The sequence below is a fragment of the Falsiroseomonas ponticola genome (genome assembly GCF_016805305.1).
Taxonomy (GTDB): domain Bacteria; phylum Pseudomonadota; class Alphaproteobacteria; order Acetobacterales; family Acetobacteraceae; genus Falsiroseomonas; species Falsiroseomonas ponticola.
This window is the reverse complement of record NZ_JAERQN010000001.1, coordinates 162,135-180,875: the sequence shown is the minus strand read 5'-3', so window position 1 is coordinate 180,875 and position 18,741 is coordinate 162,135. Positions and strand designations below refer to the sequence as shown.

At 73.1% G+C, this 18,741-nt stretch carries 21 protein-coding genes; 6 read left to right on the top strand and 15 right to left on the bottom strand.

The window, feature by feature from the left end; translation table 11 throughout:
- Positions 1-3 precede the first annotated feature (3 nt).
- Entirely contained in the window at positions 4-666 is a 663-nt protein-coding gene (locus JJI54_RS00845; protein WP_203070004.1) for an RraA family protein, read from the bottom strand.
- A gap of 119 nt (positions 667-785) precedes the next feature.
- Between JJI54_RS00845 and JJI54_RS00840 the strand changes: the two genes are divergently transcribed.
- Positions 786-2,177 (top strand): FAD-binding oxidoreductase, encoded by a 1,392-nt coding sequence (locus tag JJI54_RS00840; protein WP_203070002.1) that lies wholly within the window; start codon positions 786-788, stop codon positions 2,175-2,177.
- On the opposite strand, the gene JJI54_RS00835 is transcribed toward JJI54_RS00840, so the two are convergent.
- From JJI54_RS00835 to JJI54_RS00825, 3 genes are read right to left on the bottom strand one after another with little or no spacing between them, the layout of a single operon-like run.
- Entirely contained in the window at positions 2,174-2,842 is a 669-nt protein-coding gene (locus JJI54_RS00835) for an ABC transporter ATP-binding protein (protein ID WP_318987419.1), read from the bottom strand. The genes JJI54_RS00840 and JJI54_RS00835 overlap by 4 nt on opposite strands.
- A gap of 45 nt (positions 2,843-2,887) precedes the next feature.
- Positions 2,888-3,712 (bottom strand): ABC transporter permease, encoded by an 825-nt coding sequence (locus JJI54_RS00830; RefSeq protein WP_203070000.1) that lies wholly within the window; start codon positions 3,710-3,712, stop codon positions 2,888-2,890.
- Between the two features lie 3 nt (positions 3,713-3,715).
- Complete coding sequence (locus JJI54_RS00825) at positions 3,716-4,702, bottom strand: ABC transporter substrate-binding protein (protein ID WP_203069998.1); 987 nt, start codon at positions 4,700-4,702, stop codon at positions 3,716-3,718.
- Between the two features lie 230 nt (positions 4,703-4,932).
- Here JJI54_RS00825 and JJI54_RS00820 point away from each other — a divergent pair, with 230 nt between their 5' ends.
- Entirely contained in the window at positions 4,933-6,321 is a 1,389-nt protein-coding gene (locus JJI54_RS00820; protein ID WP_203069996.1) for an FAD-binding oxidoreductase, read from the top strand.
- On the top strand, positions 6,321-7,937 hold the full coding sequence (locus JJI54_RS00815; RefSeq protein WP_203069994.1) for a CocE/NonD family hydrolase: 1,617 nt from the start codon (positions 6,321-6,323) through the stop codon (positions 7,935-7,937). Before JJI54_RS00820 ends, JJI54_RS00815 begins: the two co-directional genes overlap by 1 nt.
- A gap of 3 nt (positions 7,938-7,940) precedes the next feature.
- Here JJI54_RS00815 and JJI54_RS00810 read toward each other — a convergent pair whose 3' ends face one another.
- Positions 7,941-8,753: a bestrophin-like domain gene (locus JJI54_RS00810; RefSeq protein WP_203069992.1), complete on the bottom strand. Its 813-nt coding sequence runs from the start codon at positions 8,751-8,753 to the stop codon at positions 7,941-7,943.
- Between the two features lie 78 nt (positions 8,754-8,831).
- Here JJI54_RS00810 and JJI54_RS00805 point away from each other — a divergent pair, with 78 nt between their 5' ends.
- Positions 8,832-9,227, top strand: coding sequence for a hypothetical protein (locus tag JJI54_RS00805; protein ID WP_203069990.1), 396 nt, complete (start codon positions 8,832-8,834; stop codon positions 9,225-9,227).
- Positions 9,228-9,229: 2 nt separating this feature from the next.
- On the opposite strand, the gene JJI54_RS00800 is transcribed toward JJI54_RS00805, so the two are convergent.
- The 4 genes from JJI54_RS00800 to JJI54_RS00785 are packed head-to-tail and all read right to left on the bottom strand — an operon-like array spanning position 9,230 to position 12,340.
- Entirely contained in the window at positions 9,230-10,174 is a 945-nt protein-coding gene (locus tag JJI54_RS00800; protein ID WP_203069988.1) for a carbonic anhydrase, read from the bottom strand.
- Positions 10,171-10,587: a DUF6524 family protein gene (locus tag JJI54_RS00795; RefSeq protein WP_203069986.1), complete on the bottom strand. Its 417-nt coding sequence runs from the start codon at positions 10,585-10,587 to the stop codon at positions 10,171-10,173. Before JJI54_RS00795 ends, JJI54_RS00800 begins: the two co-directional genes overlap by 4 nt.
- Positions 10,584-11,309 (bottom strand): hypothetical protein, encoded by a 726-nt coding sequence (locus JJI54_RS00790; RefSeq protein WP_203069984.1) that lies wholly within the window; start codon positions 11,307-11,309, stop codon positions 10,584-10,586. Before JJI54_RS00790 ends, JJI54_RS00795 begins: the two co-directional genes overlap by 4 nt.
- Positions 11,306-12,340, bottom strand: a complete 1,035-nt coding sequence (locus JJI54_RS00785; RefSeq protein WP_203069982.1) for a hypothetical protein — start codon at positions 12,338-12,340, stop codon at positions 11,306-11,308. The genes JJI54_RS00790 and JJI54_RS00785 overlap by 4 nt, the downstream gene beginning before the upstream one ends.
- Before the next feature lie 39 nt (positions 12,341-12,379).
- On the opposite strand from JJI54_RS00785, the gene JJI54_RS00780 reads away from it, so the two are divergent.
- The gene (locus JJI54_RS00780) at positions 12,380-12,982 is read left to right on the top strand and encodes a hypothetical protein (RefSeq protein ID WP_203069980.1); all 603 of its coding nucleotides are present in this window, start codon (positions 12,380-12,382) and stop codon (positions 12,980-12,982) included.
- A 68-nt stretch (positions 12,983-13,050) separates the two neighbouring features.
- On the opposite strand, the gene JJI54_RS00775 is transcribed toward JJI54_RS00780, so the two are convergent.
- The 6 genes from JJI54_RS00775 to JJI54_RS00750 form a co-directional block, all read right to left on the bottom strand.
- Positions 13,051-13,851 carry a bestrophin-like domain gene (locus JJI54_RS00775; RefSeq protein ID WP_203069978.1) on the bottom strand — a complete coding sequence of 267 codons (801 nt, stop codon included), beginning with the start codon at positions 13,849-13,851 and terminating at the stop codon, positions 13,051-13,053.
- Positions 13,852-13,951: 100 nt separating this feature from the next.
- Positions 13,952-14,257, bottom strand: coding sequence for a hypothetical protein (locus tag JJI54_RS00770; protein ID WP_203069976.1), 306 nt, complete (start codon positions 14,255-14,257; stop codon positions 13,952-13,954).
- Positions 14,258-14,286: 29 nt separating this feature from the next.
- Entirely contained in the window at positions 14,287-14,715 is a 429-nt protein-coding gene (locus tag JJI54_RS00765; RefSeq protein WP_203069974.1) for a hypothetical protein, read from the bottom strand.
- 76 nt (positions 14,716-14,791) lie between these two features.
- Entirely contained in the window at positions 14,792-15,544 is a 753-nt protein-coding gene (locus tag JJI54_RS00760; protein WP_203069972.1) for a hypothetical protein, read from the bottom strand.
- 17 nt (positions 15,545-15,561) lie between these two features.
- Positions 15,562-16,662, bottom strand: a complete 1,101-nt coding sequence (locus JJI54_RS00755; RefSeq protein WP_203069970.1) for a PstS family phosphate ABC transporter substrate-binding protein — start codon at positions 16,660-16,662, stop codon at positions 15,562-15,564.
- A gap of 32 nt (positions 16,663-16,694) precedes the next feature.
- Complete coding sequence (locus JJI54_RS00750) at positions 16,695-17,576, bottom strand: MICOS complex subunit MIC60 (RefSeq protein WP_203069968.1); 882 nt, start codon at positions 17,574-17,576, stop codon at positions 16,695-16,697.
- A gap of 175 nt (positions 17,577-17,751) precedes the next feature.
- On the opposite strand from JJI54_RS00750, the gene JJI54_RS00745 reads away from it, so the two are divergent.
- Complete coding sequence (locus tag JJI54_RS00745; RefSeq protein ID WP_203069966.1) at positions 17,752-18,741, top strand: tripartite tricarboxylate transporter substrate binding protein; 990 nt, start codon at positions 17,752-17,754, stop codon at positions 18,739-18,741.

Below are 18,741 nucleotides of genomic sequence, written 5' to 3'. Positions count from 1 at the left end.
TCCTCAGCGCTGCAGCATGTGTTCGTAATCGGCGCCCATCACCAGGCTGACCGGCTTCCCGGCCTCCACGTCCCGCGCCATCGCGGCCTCCCGCGCCGCGATCATCTCGGCCGCGTCCAGCACGCGGGCGATGTCGGCGGCGGCGATGAGGACGACGCCGCTTCCATCGGCCAGCGCGAAGTCGCCGGGGCGTGCCACCACGCCGGCGATGGTGACGACACCGCCCGTCTCGGCCTCATGCAGCCTTCCGCGGGCGGTGCGGGCGGTGGTGGCGGCGGCGAAGACGGGGAAGGCGATCTCCCGCGCCTCGTCGATGTCGCGCGCGGCGCCATCGGTGATGATGCCGGCAAGGCCGCGGGCGCGCGCGGCGCGGGAGAGGATGCCGCCCCAGCCGCCGGCATCGAGGCCCGGTACGTGCTGGATGAGCAGGATATCGCCGGCTTCCGCGGCCTCGATCGCGGCGGAGCAGAGGTGGCGGGGCGGGGTGCCGGGTGGCGGCGGGCCTTCCGCCAGGCGCACCGTCATCACGCGGCCGGCGATGCGGCCTTGCACGGTGCGGGGCGGCAGGCCGGAAAGCGCGGGCGGCAGGCCGAGCTTGTCCATGGCGTCGGAGAGCGCGCAACTGTCGAGGCGCGAGAGGCGCGCGATGATGTCGTTCCCGGCCACGATGCCGTGTTTCCCCCGCTGGTCGCCCGCATCATGGGCACGCCGCGCCGTCCCGCCAAGCCGTGCTTCTGGCATGCTTCCTGCAAGCATCGCGTGTGTTTCCAGGACGGAGCCTCGCCATGCCCGACATTGCCGCGCTGCTGCAGGAGATCGCGGATGTCCCCCATTCCGCCGATCCCGCCGTGGTGCGCGCGAAAAGCCGGGACATGTATGCGATCAGCCCGCTGCTGCGGAAGGCGCTGCGGGGGCGGGAGGCCGAGGCCGTGGTCAGCCCGCGGGACAACCACGAATTGCGCGCCGTGCTGCGCTGGGCGGTGCGGCATCGCATCCCGCTGACGCCGCGCGGTGGCGGGACGGCGAATTACGGGCAATCCGTGCCGCTGGCGGGTGGCGCGATGCTGGACATGACGGGCTATACCGGCGTCGTCGCCGTCAGCGACACGAATGTCCGCGTCCGTAGCGGCACGCTGATGGGCGAGATCGATGAGGTGCTGCGCGCCCATGGCAAGGAATTGCGCATCCATCCCTCCACGCGGTCGGACAGCACCATCGGCGGCTTCATCGGCGGCGGCAGCGGGGGCATGGGGTCCTGCCGCTGGGGCATGCTGCGCGATTCCGGCAATATCACCGCGATCCAGGTGATGAGCGTCGAGGCGGAGCCTCGGCTGGAGGAGCTGCGTGGTGCCGACACGCTGCTGGTGCAGCACGCCTATGGCACCAACGGCGTGATGACGGAGCTGGAACTGCCGCTGGCACCGGCGGAGGCGTGGAAGGAAGCGGTGGTCGCCTTCCCGGATTTCATGGAGGCCGCGCGCTTCGGGATCGCCTTCGCCAGCCATCCCGGCATCGCGCGCAAGCTGGCTTCCGTGCAGGAATGGCCGGTGCCGCGGCTGATGAAGAACCTCGGCGACATCGTGCCGGAGGGGCATTCCATGGCGATGGTCATGGTGGCGGGGCGGCACCTCGCGGAATTCCGCGCGCTGGTCGCGATGCATGGCGGGCAGATCGTGACCTGCGTGGCGGAGGGGCGTGGGCGTTATGGCGCGCCGCTCTATGAATTCGCCTTCGGCCATGCGCTGCGCCAGATCCAGAAGCACCAGCCGCGCTACACCGTGCTGCAGGGAATGTTCCCGCCGCAGGGGCTGGAGGCCTCCGTCGCGCGGCTGCACGATGCCATGCGCGGCGTAGGGCCGCTGCGCTTCGAGATCTTCTACAGCCAGGGCCAGCTGGTCGGCATGGGATCGCCCTATGTGGTGTTCGAGAGCGAGGCGCAGCTGGCGGGCCTCGTGGACCAGATGCAGGCGCTGGGCATGAATGTCGCGAACAGCCACACCACGGGCGTGCGCGCCGTCGGCATCAAGGCGATCGATGAGCGTGACGCCGCCTTCAAGCGCGCCATGGACCCGCATGGCCTGCTGAACCCCGGCAAGCTGGGGCTGGAGGAGAAGGAGAGCGCGGCGGTGACGACGCTGGCGACGAAGGGCTGGGCGACGAAGCGGCCGGCGGCCTAGCCGGCCATCGCCTGGTCCAGCAGGCCCGAGACCTGCCGGCAGTATTCCGCATAGGCGGGCGCCAGGCGGAAGCGCCGGTCGCGGGGATAGGGCTCCTCCACCGCCATCTCCCCGATGATGCGGCCGGGGCGCGCGGCCATGACGACGATGCGGGCGGAGAGATAGACGCTTTCATAGACGCTGTGCGTGACGAAGACGACGGTGCAGCCCGCCTTGCGCCAGATGCCGAGGAGGTCGTCGCAGAGCTTCTGCCGCGTGATCTCGTCCAGCGCCGCGAAGGGCTCGTCCATCAGCAGCAGCCGCGGCTTCATCACCAGCGCGCGGGCGATGGAGACGCGCATGCGCATGCCGCCCGACAGCTCCCGCGGGAAGGCCTTGGCGAAGCCGGAGAGGCCGACGAGGTCGAGTGCCGCATCGACCTCCGCCGCCACCTGCGCGCGCGGGCGGTCGCGGAGCCGCAGGGGCAGGAAGACATTGTCCCAGACGCTGGCCCAGGGCATCAGCGTGGGTTCCTGGAAGACGAAGCCGAGGTCGCCCGGCACGAAGCCGCGGCCGGGCCAGTCGATGCTGCCGCCGCTGTGCTTGCCGAGGCCCGCGATCAGGCGCAGCGCCGTCGATTTCCCGCAGCGCGACGGTGCCGCTGGTATAGACCTTGTCCACGCCACGCAGGCGCAGCAGGGGCTCGGCGGGATGGTGCATGTCCATGCCGCTCAATTCTCCCGCGCCAATTCGCTTTCGTGCCAGCGGCGCAGCAGGGCGCGCTGCACGGCGGACATGACCAGCCAGATGGTGATGCCGAAGGCGGAGAGCAGGAAGAGCGCCGCGAACATGCGCGGCACGTTCAGCAGCGACCCGCTCTCCACGATGACCCAGGCGAGGCCGGTGGCGGACCCGCTGCCCGCCACGAATTCCGCGACGACGGCGCCGATGACGGAGAGGCCGGAGGAGATGCGCGCGCCGGCCAGGATGTAGGGCAGCGCGCCCGGCAGCTGCAGGTAGCGGAAGCGCTTCCAGCGCGACGCCCCGCAGAGGTCGAAGACGTTGCTCAAGCCGTGATCGACGGACTTCATCCCCGCCGCGGTGTTCGACAGGATGGGGAAGAAGGCGACCAGCCAGGCCAGGATCAGCAGCGCCAGCCACACCCGATCCAGCCCGACCCAGATGACGATGATGGGCGCGATGGCGATGACCGGCGTCACCTGCATCATCACGGCATAGGGCCAGAAGGTGCGCTCCACCATGCGGTTCTGCGTCAGCGCGACGCCGAGCGCGATGCCCGACAGCATGGCAAGCACGAAGGCGGAGAGGGTGATGGTCGCGGTGAAGCCCAGCGCCTCCAGCAGGCTCGCCCGATCTTTTATCAATGTCTCGAAGATCAGGCTGGGCGCGGGCAGAATGAACTTCGGCACGCTCAGGACACGTACCAGCGTTTCCCAGCCGCCGAGGAAGATCGCGCCGCCCAGCGCTGGCAGCAGCCAATCCGCGGCAGCGGGACCGGGGCGGGCGGGCGCATCATCGGCGCTGGTGGCGGACATGGTTCAGCTGCCGGTGGCGCGGTTCAGGAAGCGCAGCGTATAGGCGCGGCGCCAGTCGAAGCCGGGCTGGACGATGCCTTCGCGGGCGAGCGCCTCGTAATGCGACTGCCAGCGCGCATCGCTCATGGTGCCGACGCCGTGGATGCGCGTCTCCTCCGTCTCCACGATGTTGGCGCGGCGCAGGCTGTCGAAGGCGTTGCGCATGATCTCCGGCGTGTTCTGCGGATTCTCCCGCGCCACGGCGGCGAAGCCCGCGGTCGGATCGGCCAGGTAGTCGGTCCAGCCACGGACGGAGGCCTGGACGAAGCACTGCACGAGTTCCGGCCGCCGGTCGATCAGCGCCTGGCCGACGACGACGACGGAGCCGTAGGTGCCATAGCCGCTGTCCGCGATCATGAAGACCTTGGGCGGGCGGCCGAGCGCCTGGGTGGCGAGATTGGGCTCGTTGGTGATCAGCCCCTGCTGGATGGCGTTGCGGTCCGCGAGGAAGGCGGCCATCTGGCCGGTGTAGTTGCGGATCTGGCTGTCGGTGAAGCCGTAGCGGCTGCGCAGGAACGGCCAATAGGCGTTGCGCGCGCTGCCCGCGATCATGATGGGCTTGCCGCGCATATCCTCGAAGCTCTCGATCCCGCTATCGGGATGCGCCATCAGGATCTGCGGCGTGCGCTGGAAGGCGGCCATGACGGCGCGGGCGGGGAAGCCCGCCTGGTGCATGTGGAAGGTCGCGTCGCTGACGGAGGAAAGCCCGATTTCCACCGCGCCGCCGACCAGCAGCTGCACGGGGTCGATCGACGGGCCGCCCTGGCGGATGACGAGGTTCAGCCCGCATTCGCGGTAGAACCCCTTCTCCAGCGCCTGGTAGTAGCCGCCCTGTTCCGCCTGGGCGCGCCAGGAGGTCACGAAGGTGATGCGTTCCTGCGCGGTGGCGCTGGCGCCTGTCAGCGCCAGCGCGGCCGCCCCCAGCCGCGTGATCCAGTTGCGAAGACCCATGGGTGCATTCCCCTGCCGATCGGGGCTGGTGGGTTGCAATCGCCGTGCCGCGCCTTGCCTGCCATCCGCCCTGGCGGGATGAGCCCGGCTGGCGTCCCGCTGTGCAGCTTGCATGCAACCCGCCCATGGCATGGGCAGCGTGGCGCCCGCCGGGGCCGCGCTACCGCGATGGCGCGACGGGCACGGGTCTTGCTGCCCCGGGGGCAGGACGCCTCGCCATCGGAGTTCGCATGGACCGCATCGCCGCCTTCGCCGCCGCCATCGGGGATGTCCCCTGCATCACCGATCCCGCCGCCGTCAGGCTGCGCAGCCGGGATCGCTTCGCCGTCTCGCCCATGCTCCGGCGCGCGCTGAAGGACAAGTTCGCGGAGGTGATCGTGACGCCGCGCACGAGGGAGGAGATCGCCCGCGTGCTCTCCGCCGCCTGCCGGCTCGGCCTGCCGGTCACGCCGCGGGGCGGGGGCACGGCGAATTTCGGGCAATCCGTGCCGCTGGAAGGCGGCGTGCTGCTGGACATGACGGGCTTCGCCGGCGTGGTCTGGCAGAAGCCGGGCGTGGTGCGCGTGAAGGCGGGCACGATGTGCATCGATGTGGATGCGGAGACGCGGCCGCAGGGCTGGGAGCTTCGCATCCATCCCTCCACCAAGCGCAGCGCCACCATCGCGGGGTTCATCAGCGGCGGGCATGCCGGCATCGGGTCCTGCGTCTGGGGCATGCTGGCGGACAAGGGCAACATCCTGGCGCTGGAAGTGATGAGCATGGAGGAGGAGCCGCGCGTGGTGGAGCTGCGCGGCGCCGACATCGCCCTGGTGCACCACGCCTATGGCGCCAATGCCGTGATCCTGGAATGCGAGATGCCGCTGGCGCCGGCCTGGGCATGGCGCGAATGCCTGGCCTCCTTCCCGGACTTCATGCAGGCGGTGCGCTTCGGCGTGCAGCTGGCGCAGGAGGATGCGATCATCCGCAAGCTCGTCAGCATCCAGGGCTGGCCCATCCCGCGCCTGATGAAGCCCATGGGCACCATCGTGCCGGATGGGCATTCGATGGTTTCCTGCCTCATCGCCGCGCCCTTCATGGACGCTTTTCGCCAGTTGGTCGCGGAGCATGGCGGGCTGATCGCGAGCGACAGCGCGGAGGGCGAAGGGCCCTATGGCGCGCCGCTCTACGAATTCTCCTGGGGCCATTCCAACATCCACATCCAGAAGAGCGATCCGCGCTTCACCGGCGTGATGGGCCTCTTCCCGACCGAGGACCTGGTCGGCTCCATCGGCCGCGTGCATGCGCGCTATCCGGAGGCGCCGATGCGGCTCGAGCTGGAACGAACCGGCGGCAAGCTGCTGGCCATGGGCACGCCGGCGGTGCTGTATGAGAGCGAGGCGCAGATGGCGGCGCTGGTGCAGGCGATGCAGGCGGAGGGGGTGAGCGTGGCCAATTCGCACAGCTCCTCCGTCAAGAAGGTCGGCATCAAGCAGTTCGATGCGCGGGACGCGGTGTTCAAGCGCGTGATGGACCCGAGGAACCTGCTCAACCCCGGCAAGCTGGTCTTCGATGCGCCGGAGGATTCCCGCGCGGGCATCGACCTGCCGACCAGCGGCTGGTCGCTGCGGAAGGCGCTGTGATGCGGCCCGACGACACCGTCTCCATGCGCCTGGCGGACGGCACGCGGCTGGATGCGGCGGTGTGGCGTCCGGCCTCCCCTGGGCCGCATCCCGTGCTGCTGATGCGCCAGCCCTATGGGCGCGGCATCGCCTCGACGGTCGTCTACGCGCATCCCGCCTGGTATGCCGCGCGGGGCTTCATCACCGTCATCCAGGATGTACGCGGCGCCGGCACCTCGGAGGGCAGGTTCCTGCCCTATTCGGCGGAGGCCGCGGATGGGGCGGAGAGCATCGCCTGGGCGGCGGGGCTGCCGGGCTCCTCCGGCGTGGTCGGGATGTACGGCTTCTCCTACCAGGGGGCGGCGCAGACGCTGGCGCTCTCGCAATCGCCGCCGGCGCTGAAGGCGATCGCGCCGGGCATGGCGCTCTGGGATTTCTACAAGGAGCGCATCGCGCCGGGGGGCGCCTTCACGCTCGGCGGCAGCGCCTATTGGGCCGCGCAGATGGCGGCGCTGATGGCGAAGCGGGCGGATGATCCGGAAGCCTTCGCGGAACTCGCCGCGGCGGCCAATGGCGGGATGCGCTTCGATGGGCCGGTGCCGGCGGATCCCAGCGTGCTGCGCCGGCATGCCGCCTACAGCCATTACGCGCTGTGGCGGGAAGCGGGGCCGGAGCATCCCTATGTGCGGCAGGCGTCATCGGCCGCGCTGATCGGCGAGGCCCGGCCCGCGGTGCCCGCCTTCTTCACCGGCGGCTGGTTCGACTACCATTTGGCGGGGACGGTGGCTGGGTTCAGGCATCTCGGCGGGCACCTCGTCATCGGGCCCTGGACGCATCTCGCCTGGGCGCCGCAGGGGGCGGGGGTGGATTTCGGCGCGCAAGCGCTGAGCGGCATCGACGGGATGCAGGTGGACTTCTTCGACCATGCGCTGAAGGGCCATGATCCCGCGCCCTGGATGCGGGAGCCTGCCGTGCGGCTCTTCGACCTCGGCACGCGCGGCTGGCGGTTGTTCGAGGCCTGGCCGGAGGGGCCGCGCCAGGTGCTGCACTGCGCGGGCAACGGCCTTGCCGCCATGCGCAGCGACGACGGCGCGCTGGTGGCCGATGCGCCCGCGGCCGAGGGCTGGGAGCGCTTCGTGCACGATCCCTGGCGGCCCGTGCCGGCCTTCGGGCTCGCGCATGGCGCGGGGCAGGGCTGGCGCGACCGGGCGGAGATCGATGCCCGCTTCGACATCGCCTGCTTCACCAGCGCGCCCGTCGCCGCGCCCGTCACCTATGCCGGCGATCCCGCCGTGGTGCTGAGCGCGGAGACGGATGCGGAATCCTTCGACCTCAACGCGACGCTGTCGCTGGTGACGCGGGAAGGGCGCGTCATGGCGCTCTCCCAGGCCCATGCGCGGATCGAGGCCGGCGCCGTCTCCGGACTCCGCCTCGCGATGCGCCCGCTCTGCATCACGCTGCAGCCTGGGGAGGCGCTGCGCCTGTCCATCGCCGGGGCCTGCTTCCCCGCGCATCCGATCAACCCCGGCACCGGCACCGATCCGCGCCGCGCCACGGGGGCGGAGGCGCATCCCATCGCCATCGCGCTGCGCACGGGCGCGGCGGGCTGCCGGCTGGAGATGCCGCTGCTGCCCTGATCCTCAGGGCCTGGCGTGGCGCGTGCTGCCGGGGATGGCGGCGGCGCGATGCGCCAGGCTCTGCGACAGCGCCTGGTAGGGGCTGGCGGAAACGCCGATGCTGCTGCGGAAGGGTTGGTCCATCAGGAAGACGAAGGCGATCAGCGCGCCCACGCCGGCCGCCTGCACCGCCAGCATCGCCACCGTGTGCAGCCGCGGCGGATACAGCGCGCCGGTCAGCGCCAGCAGGCCGAACAGCACCAGGATCAGCATCCAGAATTCCTGCGGCAGGCCGATGCGCGCGCCATCCAGGCGCTTGTCCCGCGCGCCGTCCATGTCGTCGAATTCCTGCAGCATGTCGGTGGCCAGCACTTCCGGCGCCGTCGCGGCCAGTTGGTAGAAGCCGGCCTCCAGCCGTTCCAGCACCGCCTGGGTCGCGGGGTGGCGGCCCTGCAGCGCCATGACCGGGAACTCGTCATCGGCGATGCTGCGCGCATAGGCGGCCAGGTCCTGCCGCAGCGCATGGCCGGCGACCCCGGCGCGATCCGCGATGCGCGCCATGGTCGCGATCGCCGCGACCTCCGTCGTGACCAGGCGCTGCGCATCGCCGGCCTGGCTGCGCGCCTGCACGGCGCAGAAGGCGAGGATGAGGGTCAGCGCCGCCATCACCGCGCCGGTGGTGCGCATGGCGATGTCGATGTGTTCCTTGGTCTGCGGGATGCGCGCCAGCGGCGCCAGCGCGGCGCAGGCCAGCGCGGCCGCCAGCGCGGCGGCGGCCATGAAGCTGGCGTAGATGGCGGGGCTCGGCAGGCCGTGCAGCAGCGGCGACAGGTCCATGCCCCAGCCTGCGCCCGCCGCGCTTAACCGGCCGTTGATGGCGCCTGGTGCTAGCTTCGCGCGCGAGGAGGCGAGGCGATGGCGCAGGCTGTGATGCGTGGCAGGGGCTGGAAGCCGGATCCCGTGCTGGCATCGCTGCACGGCATGGGCGGGCACCTGGTGCTGCATGCGGACCGGCTGCGCATCCTGCGCCACGGGCCCTGGTTCACGGCGGTGAACCTGCTGTCGCATCTGGAGCGGGAGATGGAGACGACCATCCTGCTGCGCAGCCTGGTCGGCGTGCACCTCGTGCGGTCGCTGCTGCTGGTGCAGTTCCTGCGGCTGACCTATGCCGGCGCGCCGGCGCCGACGGGCCACTACCTGCGCGATGCCTTCGCGGAGAACGCCTTCCTGTTCAGCCTGGCGGATAACCGCCCGCTGCAGGCCATGGCCGCGCGCATCACCCAGGCGGCGCGCGCGGCCGGGGCCGGGTAGCGCTACGCCTCCGCCAGGCGGCGGTACCAGGTGGTGGTGCGCAGCACGCCGTCGGGGCGCGGGGACAGGCCCTCGGCCTCCATCAGCTTCGCCACCGCGCGATCGGCATCGGCGCGGCGGCCCTGGTTGCCGGCCAGGCCGTGATACAGCGACGCCGCATGCCCGACATCGCGGCGGGAGACGCGGCCCTTCCCATCCGCCTGCGCGCGCAGGAAGACCACGACCTGCCGCGCGGCGGTGCTGGGCGTGGCGCCGTGGCGCGTGGCTTCCGCCGCCAGCGCGGCGCGCGCTTCCGCCGCCGTCAGGCCGTAGCGCGTGACGCCTTCGGTCAGCAGCGCGCGCTCGGCCTCCGCATCCGCGAGGCCGCCGGACAGGCGCAGGCGCACCAGCTCCGCGAAGGCGGGCGCGCCGGCGGGCGGAGAGGGCGGGGGCGGGGGTGCCACGGCCTCGGCCCGCAGCATCGGGCGCATCGTGTCCAGGCGACGCTCGGCGGCCGCGTTGCAGGCCGCGCAGGGCAGGCGCTGCGTGCTGCCATCCAGCGCCATCAGGTGCAGCTCCACCGCCATGTCGGGATGGCGGCGCAGCACCTCCGCCGCTGCGCGGTCCATCACCGCCTGGTGCTGGCGCTCCTCCTCCACCGGGTCCGCCGCCAGGTTGCGTCCGGCCCAGAGGTTCATGGCGCCGCAGTCGCGGTGGTTGATGATGATCACGCGCCGCACGCCATGCAGCTGGCGGGAGGCGGCGAGGTTGTCCCACACCGCGCTGTTCCAGCCCGGCCGCGCCTCGTCCACCGCGGCCAGCGCCGCGCCGGCGATCCGCATCTCGCTGTAGCGGTTGGTGCGGCCCATGGTGGCCAGCAGCTGCGTCACGTCATCGACCAGGCGCGGGTCGATGCAGCTGAGCACGAAGGCATCGGCCTTCGATGCGTCGGGGGCTACGGGAGTCACTTTTTGACTTCCTCCGTGTGGGTGATGCCGGTCAGGCGGTGGTCGAGGTGGGAGTAGGACAGGCCGGCGGTGAAGACGGCCGCGATGCTCACCAGGGCCCAGATGAGCAGGGTGGCTCCATCGAGCAGCGGCTGGCCCGTCAGCTGCGCCAGGGTGACGCTGGTGCCGATGGAGAAGAGGAGGACGAGCGCGACGCCGGTGCGGCCGAGCACGCCCATCGTCGTTCGCCACAGCAGGATCAGGATCGTGGCCAGCACGGCGCCGATGGCGAGCTTGGCCCAGAACCAGTCGAAGCCGCCCAGCACCCAATGGAGGTAGGAGGTGCCGGAGGGGTTGTAGATGGCAAAGACGATGAACAGGCTGAACAGCCCCCGCGCCACCACGCCCCGCCAGTTGAACGGTGCGACGCTCATCGCGCCGCGACCCGCTGCAGGGCAAGGGCCGCCAGCTGGCGCGCGGCGGCATCGGCGGCCAGGCGCCGCTGCAGGCCTTCGCGCCAGGGGCGGAGCGCGGCGGCCGGGGCGGGCGGCAGGCCGGCCAGCGCGGCCTCCGCCGCCGGAAGGTCCGCGGCCGCCAGCGCGGTGGTGGCGGCCTGCACGGCGGCCAGGGTGGGCGTGCCGGTGCTGCCCAGGCTGGCGCCGAAGCGCATGGTGGCGGCGGCGCGCCGTGCCAGCCAGCCGGCATCCGGGGCCAGCCCCATCTCCGCCAGCAGCGCGGCTTCCGCGGCTTCCCCGAAGCTCTCGGCCAATTGCCGGGCGGAGGGCGCGCCATGCGGCGCCACGGCGTGCAGCGGGGCCAGCAGCGCGCTCGCCTCCGCATCGCCGGCGGCGAAGGCCAGGGCCAGGGCGAAGGCGCGCGGGAAGGGGGCGGCGCGCGGCAGGTGCGGCAGCAGCAGCTCGATCCCGATCAGCGGCAGCGGCGCATCCGCCGGCAGCGGCGCGGGCATCACCGCGGCGGCCGAGGCGACGACGGGCGGCAGGGGCCGGTCCAGCGCCGCCGCCAGCGCCGCGGCCGAGAGCAGGAAGGCCCCGGCCGAGAGCAGCAGCGGCAGGCGCGACGCGCGGGGCGCGGCGGGGGGCGGGGCCGGCGGCGCGGCCGGCTCCTCCGCCGCCGCGGGGGTGGGCAGGGGCATCATGGGCAGGGTGCGGCGCGCAGCAGCGCGTCCAGCCGGGCCTGCAGCGCCGCGGCGGTGGCCTGCGTGGCTTCGGCGGCCAGCCGCCGCTCGGCATTGCCGATCGCCTCCAGGGCCTGTGCCTCGAAGGCCGTTCGGTTCAGCGTGGCATCGAGCTTGTTGAACAGCCAGTCGATGCCCCAGGAGGCGCCGATGCCGCTCGCCACGCCGATGACGGTGCCGGGCAGCCCGGCCATCGCGTAGCCGAAGACGCCGCCGGTCGCGACGATCGACCCCGCCTCGCTCACCCGCACCACCACGGCGCCAAGCCGCGCGGCCATGGGGCGGAGGGAGCGCATGAACACCATGCCGGTCTCGGCGCCTTCCTCCGCGATCACCGCCATCGGGTCGTCCGGCGCGGCGGCGGCCAGGGCCGGCGCCAGGGGGCGGGCGGCGGCGGCCAGGTCCAGCACCGCCACGGGCTGGCCGGTGCCGGGCGGCAGGGCGCGCAGCCGCCGGGCGGCCGCGTCCAGCGCCCGGGCCCATTCGGCATCGACCACGGCGCCGACATGGGCGAGATCCGCGCCGAAGCCGCCTTCCTCCAGCGCCGGGTACAGGACGCGCAGTCGGAATTCCTCGCGGATGGGCGCGGCCATCTCCTCCGCGATCCGGGCGGGGTCCGGCACCTCGCCCCGCCCGGCCAGGGCATCCGCCAGCCCCACCGCGCCGCGCACCAGGACGCGGTATGAGGTGACGTAGCTCTGCACCCAGCCATAGGCCCAGTCGCCGAAGCGGGGCACGCGTTCGCGCGCCGGCGCCAGGCGCATGGTGGCGGCATCGGCCAGCAGCCGGGCGGCCATGTCGCGGATCTGCGTCGCGTCGCGGGCCAGCTCCTCAGCCACCTGGCGCGCCGCGCCCTCCGGCGCCGCCAGCAGGGTGCAGCCGCCGTCGGGCAGGGCGAGGGCCAGCGTCTCCGCCCGCGCCGGCGGGGCGGCGCAGGCCAGCAGCAGCGCCAGCAGCAGGCCGTAACGGCTGGGAAAGCGGTGCGGCCGCATGATGCGGGACGGCTCGGCGCGGTTCGGAGGAGTGGCACCATGGAATATGGCGGCATGGCGGCCCTGGCCTGGGGCGCGATCGAGGCGGTGGTGGCGCTGCTCGTCGCGCTGCTGCTGCTGCGCGGCGCCAGCGGGGCCTTCAGCCTGGCCGCGCCCCATGATGCGGAGGCGGTGCCGCTGCTGCATGTCGCGGCCCTCGGCACCGGCCTCGCGCTCGGCCTCGCGCTCCTGCTGGCGCTGCCGCATGGGGAGGCCTTCCGCCTGGCGCAGGTCTTCGACGGCCGGGGCCGCTGGGACCAGGGGCTGGGCGGCTTCCTGGCCGGCAGCCTGGTGCCGGGGCGGGAGACGCTGCAGGCTGCCCTGCTGGCCACGCGGCGCCTGGATGGCCCGGCCGGCTTCGCGGGGCTGCTGACGCTGGCGGGGCTGCTGGCCGGCGGCGGCGTGGCGCTGCGGCTGTGGCGCGGCCTGGCGCGGCTGCGCGCGCTGGTCGCCTTCCTGCTGCTGGCCGCCTGCGTCGCGCTGCTGCTGCATTATGCCGCGCACCTCGCCGCCTGGCTGGCGGCCAGGCTGAACTTCTGGGTCTTCGCCCTGCTGCTGCTGGGCTTCCAGCGTTGGCGCTACGCGCCACGGGCTGCGCACTAGCGCTATGCGCCACGGGCTGCGCACTAGCGCGACGCGCCACGGGCCGCGCGTGAGGGCGACGCGCGCCATCACGTCACCTCCATCAGCGCCAGGAAGGGCCGGGGCGTCAGCAGCGCGGGGTCGCCGACATAGGGGAAGGCGAGCTTGAGGGCGACGAGCAGCACGGCGCCGACGATCAGCGCGATGACGCTGCCCATGGCGTAGTGCATCGTCGCGCTGCCGCCGTTGAAGAACCACTGGAAGGCGATCACCGCGACCGAGACGGTGATGACGAGCAGCCAGATCAGCCCCGCCAGCGACCGGCTGGTGACGGAAAGCCGCCCGATGCGCGCTTCCGCCACGCTGCCGATCCAGTCGCCGATCTTCTGCTGCAGGGCCTGCTGGCCGGAGGAGACGCCATCGATGTCGAGGAAGGCGCGCGTCAGGCGCTGGAAGGCGGGGTCGGAGGCCGGGACGGGCGTGCCGGCCTGCATGCCGGGCCAGTCGTCGGAGACGACGGCGGCGGCATAGCCGCGGATGGCGGCGCGCATCTCCTGCCGCGCCTCCGCGAAATCGGGCCCGCTGAAGGTATCGACGGAAAGCGCCAGCATGTAAAGGCCGCTGGCTTCCTTCTGCAGCGTGTCGCGCGATGTCTGGTAGGTGTCCCAGGCGCCGACCAGCGCCAGCGCCGCGACCACCGCGTAGATCTCCACCACGAAGCCGTACTTCACCGCGCCGACGGTGGCGTTGGTGGCGAATTCATGCGGCGTGAACAGCGCGTACATCGCCCGCCCGAAGAGCAGCGCGATCACCACCGGCACGCCGATGGTGACGATGATGCCGGCCCAGGCCGGCAGCGCCGCCAGGCTGTGCGGCAGCAGGATGTCCAAGACCGGGCTCCTCCTCGGCGTCTCGGGCGGGAAGGCCCGGCATCCTGCCGGGCCGCGGCGATGCGCGCCGCGCGGGGCGCGGCGGCCTCGATCCTCCGGCTCAGTCCTCCGGGCCGTGTTCCTTCCAGGCCCAGTTGCCGATGGTGACGCCCGCGATCGCGCCGATGGCGGCGCCGAAGAAGCCGCCCTGGATCAGCGCGGAACCCGCCAGCGCCCCGGCGAAGAGCCCCGCGCCGAGCGCCGCGGCATGGCCGGCGGAGATGTCCGGCACCGAAGGCAGCTGCAGCTGCGGCAGGGTGACGCTGGCCGCGCGCGGCGCCGGCGTGGCGGTCTGCGCCGCGGCGGATGGCGCGGCGGCGGGAAGCGCGAAGGCGAGGAAGGCGAGCAGCAGCAGCAGGCGCGGCATGGTCAGTCTCCGTCGGGATGGAAGGATGGTCAGGCGTCGATCGATCGGTACCAGCGGCGCGTCCGCAGGATGCGGCCGCTGGGCCGGGGCTGGAGGTCGAGTTCCTCCATCAGCCGCTTCACGCGGCGGCGGGCTTCCGCTTCCGTCAGCTCCCCGCCCGCGCGGGCGCGGTAGAAGGCGACGGCGCGGCCGAAATCGTCGCGCGCGACGCGGTTGTGGCGATCCGCCAGCGTGCGCAGCAGCTGGCGGGAGGAGGTGCCGAGTTCCGCTTCCATGGCGACGTCGCCATCCTGCGCCGCGCCGCGCAGCAGGCCCTGCGCCTGGTCGAGCGTCAGCCCGTAGCGCGTCAGCCCTTCCTCCAGCAGCTTGCGTTCCTGGTCACGGTCCAGGAAGCGCCGGCCCTGCGTCTGAAGCTTCACCAACTCCGTGAAGCGGGCACGGCCCGCGGCATCGGTCATGGACATCGATCGTGTCGCCTTCCTTCCTGGAAGCCGCGCACCCTTCTGGTGCGCCGTCGGTGGGGGTGGGGAACCGTCAGAAATCGAGCGTGGCGGGCCGCAGCGCCGGGCCGCGCTGGCCGGGTGCCGGGGCTTCGAAGCCCTGGCCCTGGGTGCGCGGCAGCGCGCCCTGCACGCGCTGGTTCAGCCGTTCGATGGCGCGCATGATGCGGCTGGCCTCGATGCCCAGCGGCGCATCGGTGGGCGTCAGCACCAGCTTCACCTTCGGCAGCGGGAAGAGGTCCACCTCCACCTTGTCCACGGTGAAGCCGCCGATCTCCCCGGCATCCATGATGCCGCGCACGATGGTGCGCTGGATGGCGGAAAGCGGCCCGGGATTGGCGCGGGCGTGGCGTTCCAGCATCCGCTCCAGGTAGTCGCGGTCGCCCTCCGTCAGCTCCCGCGCCTGGCCGAAGGTGAGGCTGAGGCTGGGGAAGAGGCTGACGGCCGATTCGATTTCCTTCAGCTTGTAGCCCGCGACATCCATCAGCCAGGTGAAGTCCTCCCGCGCCTGGTCATGGGCGCCGGCGGCGGGGCGGCGCATGAAGTTGCTGGTGCTGAGCCCGAAGCCGAAGGCGTCCAGGATGCCGGACCACAGGCGTTCCGCGCGGTCGCCGAGCGAATCGCCGGAGGGCAGGTCCTGCAGCGGCACCGTGACCACGGTGCGCGGCACGGGGGTGGCGCCGGGCGCGGTCTGCGCCCCGGCGGCGCCGGGCAGCGCCAGCAGCGCGGCAAGGGCGAGGGCCGCCGGCAGGCGGGGCAGCATGGGGCGGGGGGCTTTCGCGGGCATGGGGCGTTCCTTCGGCGTCAGCGGGACATCAGCGTCTGGCGTTCGGCGATCCGGCGCTGGGCCGCGCGGTCCGCGGGCGGCAGCGGCACCAGCCCGGCCAGCGTCAGGTAGCCGCCGGGCCCGCCGGCCTGTTCGCTGCTGGCCTCGTTCAGGAATTCGCGCAGGCCCCGCACCACGCCCACGCCCTGCTGGTTCCGCCCGTGCTGGCGCTTGGCGTAGAGGTAGTAGGTGCGCGACTGCTCGTAGTTGCCGTTCGCGATGCTGCCGGCCGTCGGCAGGTCGCCATCCAGCGAGACGGCGAGGAAGTTGCCGCCGCTGGCGACCAGCTGGTCGTAGCTCATCACCGCCAGCGTGCCCGGCGGCGCGGCGAGCAGGCGCGCCGGCACCTCGGCGGCGGGCACCGCCGTCACCACGCCGTCGTTGCGCAGCGTCACGCATTTGCCGCGGCGGTAGCTGGCTTCGAAGATCAGGCGGATGTCGCGCACATGGCGGCAGCCGGCCTCGAGGACCAGGTCCTCGAACAGCATGCGCGTGCCGCTGCCGGCGGCGGGGACGATGACGCGGATCGGCTGGCGCGGCAGGCCCGGGCCGATATCCGCCCAGTTCGCGAAGCGGTTGGGGACGAACTCGTCCTCCACCGGCTGTTCCGCCGCCAGCGCCGACCACACCTGGCGGGAGCTGACATTGGGCAGCACCTCCCCCCGCCGCGCGGCCAGCACCACGGCGCCGAGGCCCACCTGCAGCTCGATGATGTCGCGCACGCCGTTGGCGGCGCAGTTCTCCGCCACCGCGCGCGGCATGCGGCGCGTGGTGATGGCGATGTCGGGCGTCTGCACGCCGACGCCGGCGCAGAACAGCTCCAGCGCCTGGCTCGACCCGATGGCGCGCAGCTGCGGCGCGTTGGCGCCCTCGAACCGCTCGGTGAAGTTCTGCGCCAGCAGCTGCGCGATGCCGGCGGAGGAGGAGGAGCTGACGATGATCAGCCGGTCGCGCAGCGTCAGGCCGGCGGCGGGGGAGCCCGCGGCCGCCACGCCGGGCGCCGCCACGGGCTGCGCGGCGGCGCTGGCACCGCCCAGGGCGACGAGGGCCGCGATGAGCGGCAGGAAGGTCCGGCGCAAGGGCTTCTCCTTCGTGGAGGATGGCGGGGGGATCATGAGGGGCGGCCCGCGGCGGCGACGCCCGCGCCGGGGGTGGCGGCGGGCGCGGCGGCCGGGGACAGCGCGCGCAGCAGCGTCTCCTGCACCGCCTGTTCGACGGCGAGACGGGCCCGCGCCTGCGCCAGCCAGCCGGCCAGCAGGGGCTGCAAGCCGGCATCCAGCGCCGCGGCATCGGCGACGGCGCCGGCGAGGTTGCCGCGCCGCAATTGCTGCGCGACCGCGCTGATCGCCACTTCCTGGTCCGAGGGCGGCGGCGGGGCGGCGAGGCCGATGGCGGCGAAGCCGCCGCGCATCATGCCGAGCCCCTGGCTGATCAGCCCGCCATGCTGCGGCGCGCGGGCGATCAGCTGCGGCATCAGCGCGGCGAAACGCTCGCGCAGCTCGGGCTCCGAGGGCAGGCCGCGGGCGGCGTGGCTCATCAGCACCTCCGCCACCGGGCGGGGCAGGGCGCCGGCGGGGGCCAGCTCCGCCATGGTCTGGAATTCGCGCAGCCAGGGGCGCGGCGTGGCGATGCTGGATTGCAGCAGCAGCGCCGCGGCCAGGAAGCGGTCCCCCTGCGGGCTGCGCTGCGCCAGGCTGCCTTCCACCCGCTGCGCGGCGGCCTCCGCCCGGTCCGCCTGCGCCTCGGCGCGGCGGGCGGCTTCCAGCGCCGGGGCGACCATGGCCTCCACCGGCACCGGGTTCGCGGCGGGCTCCGCCACCACCACGGCGGGCGCGGGCGGGCGCATCAGGGCGGCGGCCAGGACCGCCACCGCGACGCCGCCGCCGAAGGCCACCCCCGGCAGCAGCAGCCTGTGCCAGGCCGGCACGGGCCGGTCGGCCGGGGCCGGCAGGGCCAGGAGCCGCGGGCTGGGGGAACGGTGCTGCGCTGACACGGGTCTTCCGGTGCTGGGCGGTGCGATGGGCCCACCATGCCCCGCCGCGAATTACCGCCCGATTAAGCCCGCCACCGCACTGCACCATGCCGTCGCCGCCGGCCCGCTGGACCCGCCGGTGGACCCGCCCCGCCGATCAGGCGAGGATCGCCCCGACAGAAGGGGAGGAACGACCATGGCCGGCTTCACCAGGCGGGATGGCGGGCGGCTGCTGCTGGGCGGGCTGGGCGCCGCGCTGGCCGCGCCGGCGCTGGCGCAACCCTATCCCACCCGCCCCGTGCGGCTGGTGGTGGGCTTCGCCGCGGGCGGGCCGACCGATGTCATCGCCCGCGTGCTGGCGCAGGACATGACGGCCGCGCTCGGGCAATCCGTGGTGGTGGAGAACCGCACCGGCGCCAATGCCCTGGTGGCGACGGAGGCCGTGGCGCGGGAGGCGCCGGATGGCCACACGCTGCTGGTCAGCACCCTGTCCCACAGCGTGAACGCCATCCTGCTGCCGAATGCGCGCTACCACCCGCTGCGGGATTTCGCGCCCGTCAGCCTGCTGGCGATGCTGCCGCTGATCGCCGTCGCGGCGCCGGGCGCGCCCTTCGACTCCATCCAGGGGCTGGTGGCGGCGGCGAAGGCGCAGCCCGGCGCCATCTCCTATGGCTCCGCCGGCAATGGCGGGTCCGCGCATCTGGCGGGCGCGCTGCTGGCGGCGCGGTCGGAGACGCAGATGACCCACGTGCCCTTCCGCGGCAATGCACCGGCGCTGAGCGAGGTGATGGCCGGGCGCGTCAGCTTCATGTTCTACCCGATGATCGGGATCGGGGAGCAGATCGCCCGCGGCCAGCTGCGCGCGCTCGGCATCTCCACCCCCCTGCGCAACGCCGATTTCCCGGATGTGCCGACCATGGCGGAGGTCGGCTTCCCGGGCTTCGAGGACTACACGCAGGGCCTCGGCGTGCTGGCGCCCGCGCGCACGCCGCCCGCTGTGGTGGAGCGGCTGAACGCCGTCATCCGCGGCTCCCTCGCGAAGCCCGAGACGAACCAGCGGCTGAAGGCGCTGGGCGCCATCGTGCAATCCTCGACGCCCGACGAATTCGCCACCTTCCTCGCCGGGGACCTTGACCGCTGGCGCCGGGTGATCGAACTGGCCCGCATCACCGCCGACGAGAATTGA